Annotated in this window: 2 protein-coding genes; both read left to right on the forward strand. The window is 72.4% G+C overall.

The features are described 5' to 3' along the window. Positions 1 to 595: 595 nt before the first annotated feature. Positions 596 to 2,059, forward strand: a complete 1,464-nt coding sequence (locus EF918_RS34185) for an amino acid permease (protein WP_125652766.1) — start codon at positions 596 to 598, stop codon at positions 2,057 to 2,059. 10 nt (positions 2,060 to 2,069) lie between these two features. Then, positions 2,070 to 2,525, forward strand: coding sequence for an Lrp/AsnC family transcriptional regulator (locus EF918_RS34190; protein WP_007262967.1), 456 nt, complete (start codon positions 2,070 to 2,072; stop codon positions 2,523 to 2,525). The last annotated feature ends 562 nt before the right edge of the window (positions 2,526 to 3,087 follow it).

Below are 3,087 nucleotides of genomic sequence, written 5' to 3' on the forward strand. Positions count from 1 at the left end.
CCTCCGGCCCGGCTCCGGCCCCCGGCCATGCCCCGCCACCCTGCGGGCCGGCACCGTGGTCGGCCCGGTGCAGGCGGCCGGTCCGGGGGCCGCCGGTCCGGGGGCCGCCCCACGCGTCGTCGTGGTCACTGCTCACGCCTCGCCTCCGCTCCTGGGCGGCCGCCGTGGGCCGGCGGCCGGCTCGGGTCCGTCCCGGGACTCCGCGTTCACCCGTACCCCGCCCGGGGGCCCGTTCCACCGCCCGGGGCCCCGCGATCCCCGGGGAAGGTGCAGGACATCTGACGAGGTGTCAAGAAAGGTAGCCCAGGGTGACCGCGCATTGATCGATCATCCGTGCGCAACAAAGGGCCATGTCGGACAGATCCGCGCAACGATCGTTCGCGAATATGCAAGGATGGTGCATTACGGGCGGGAACCCCCAGCCCCTAGGCTCACTCGCTGTACGTGGAGTGGCGCGACCGCCTGCTCGGCGGTCCCCCTGCACAGGCCTGTCCAGGCCCTCTCCTGCCAGGACCGCTGCGGTCGATGCCGTTTTACCCCCGGACGTCCATCCATCCCCGGACGTCCACGTCCGCAGTGTCAAAGGAGTCCCCTCGTGCTGGACCACGGCCAGGCGCCGCCGCTCACCCAGCGGCCCGCCCACCCGCTGCTTCGCCGCAAGCCCGTCGACCGTCTCGTCAACGAGGCCGGCCAGGGCGAGGGCGGTGCGCTCAAGCGCTCCCTCACCATGTGGCAGCTGACCATGATCAGCATCGGCGCGACCCTCGGCACCGGCATCTTCGTCGTCCTCGGCGACGCCGCCCCCAAGGCCGGCCCGGCCGTGACGATCTCCTTCGTCATCGCCGGCCTGACCGCCCTCTTCTCGGCCCTCTCCTACGCCGAGCTGGCCGGCTCCGTCCCGGTCTCCGGCTCCTCGTACTCGTACTCGTACGCCACCATGGGCGAGTTCATCGCCTGGATCTGCGGCTGGTGCCTGGTCCTGGAGTACGCCGTCTCCGTCGCGGCCGTGGCCGTCGGCTGGGGCCAGTACCTCAACGAACTGCTCGACGGGACCCTCGGCTTCACCATCCCCGAGACCCTCTCCGCGCCCTACGGCGACGGCGGCTGGATCAACCTGCCGTCCCTGGTCGTCGTCCTCCTGGCGATGGTCTTCCTGATGCGCGGCGCCAAGGAGAGCGCCATGGTCAACTCGATCATGGTCGCGGTGAAGATCGTCACCCTGGTGCTCTTCATCGGCATCGGCGTCATGGGCATCAAGTCCGGCAACTACACGCCGCTGGCCCCGCTCGGCGTCACCGGCATCAGCGCCGCCGCCTCCACCCTGTTCTTCTCGTACATCGGCTTCGACGCCGCCTCCACCGCCGGTGAAGAGGCCAAGAACCCGAAGAAGGACCTGCCCCGCGCGATCATGCTCTCGCTCGGCATCGTGACCGTCCTCTACGTCCTGGTCGCCTTCGTCGCCGTCGGCGCCATGCCGTGGCAGGACTTCGAGGGCACCGAGGCCGCGCTGGCCCAGATCATGACCGACGTGACCGGTCACAGCTTCTGGGGCATCGTCCTCGCGGCCGGTGCGGTGGTCGCCATCGCCTCCGTCGTCTTCGCCGTCCTCTACGGCCAGACCCGCATCCTCTTCGCGATGTCCCGCGACGGCCTGGTGCCGAAGGCGTTCGCCAAGGTCGACGAGAAGACCGGCGCCCCGCGCGTCAACGTCGTCATCGTCTCCTTCTTCTGCGGCGCCCTGGCCGCCTTCGTCCCCCTCGGCGAGCTCGCCAACGCCACCAGCATCGGCACGCTCTTCGCGTTCGCCCTGGTCAACGTGGCCGTCGTGATCCTGCGCCGCACCCGCCCGGACATGCCGCGCACCTTCAAGGTCGCGCTGTTCCCGGTGACGCCGATCCTCGGCTTCCTGGCCTGCGCCTGGATGATGTACAGCCTCCCGGGGGCGACGTGGCTCGCGTTCGGTGTCTGGATGCTCGTCGGCCTCGTGATCTACTTCTGCTACGGAATGCGCCGCTCCAGCCTTGCGCTGGAGGCGGCCGAGGTACCGACAGAGAAGTGATCCTGCCCCCGTGCGACTGAACGATCTCGACGAACGCATCGTGCACGCCCTCGCCGAGGACGCCCGCCGCTCCTACGCGGACATCGGCTCCGAGGTGGGTCTGTCGGCCCCGGCGGTCAAGCGCCGGGTCGACCGGCTCCGCGCCGAAGGCGCGATCACCGGCTTCACGGTCCGCGTGGACCCGGCCGCGATGGGCTGGGAGACCGAGGGCTTCATCGAGATCTACTGTCGCCACAACACCTCGCCGGACGACATCCGGCGAGGGCTGGAGCGGTACCCGGAGGTGGTGTCCGCTTCGACCGTGACGGGCGACGCGGACGCCCTGGTCCAGGTGTTCGCCTCGGACATGCGGCACTTCGAGCGGGTGCTGGAGCGGATCGCGGGCGAGCCGTTCGTGGAACGGACCAAGTCGGTCCTGGTCCTCTCCCCCCTCCTGCGCCGCTTCACCTCGGGCGCCCCTGCCTAGGCCAGGCCTTGCCCTCACGGGGCTGAGCCCCTCGGACCTCCGCGGGCCTGGCGGCGGGCCCGTTGGGGCCGGAGCCGGGCTCCGGGCTTTCGGGGGCTCTGTCCCCCCGTACCCCCGCGCCTCGAACCCGGCGGGCCCGTAGGGGCCGGAGCCGGGCTTTCGGGGCTCTGCCCCCGCACCCCCGCGCCTCGCACGCCGGCGGGCCCGTTGGGGCCGGGGCCGGGCTCCGGGCTTTCGGGGGCTCTGCCCCCCCGCATCCCCGCGCCTCGCACGCCGACGGGGCTGGAGATGCGGCTGGTCCTCCCGGACGGGTACCCGCACGGGGGACCCCCGGCGGGGCTGGACAGGCGCGGCGGCGCCGCACCGATCCAGCCCCGCCGGCGTTCGAGGCGACCCGGGCGCGGGGCGCCCGGCACGGGTCCGGGGCGGCGCCCCGGACCCCTCTGCGCCGCGCCGGCACCATCCAGCCCCGCCGGCGTGCGAGGCGCGGGGTCCGGGGCGGAGCCCCAGGGTCTGTTCGGCCCGTCCGGCGTTTGAGGACCGGGGGAGCGGGGGCGGGTTC

This window comes from Streptomyces sp. WAC06614, from assembly GCF_003949795.1.
Lineage (GTDB): Bacteria > Actinomycetota > Actinomycetes > Streptomycetales > Streptomycetaceae > Streptomyces.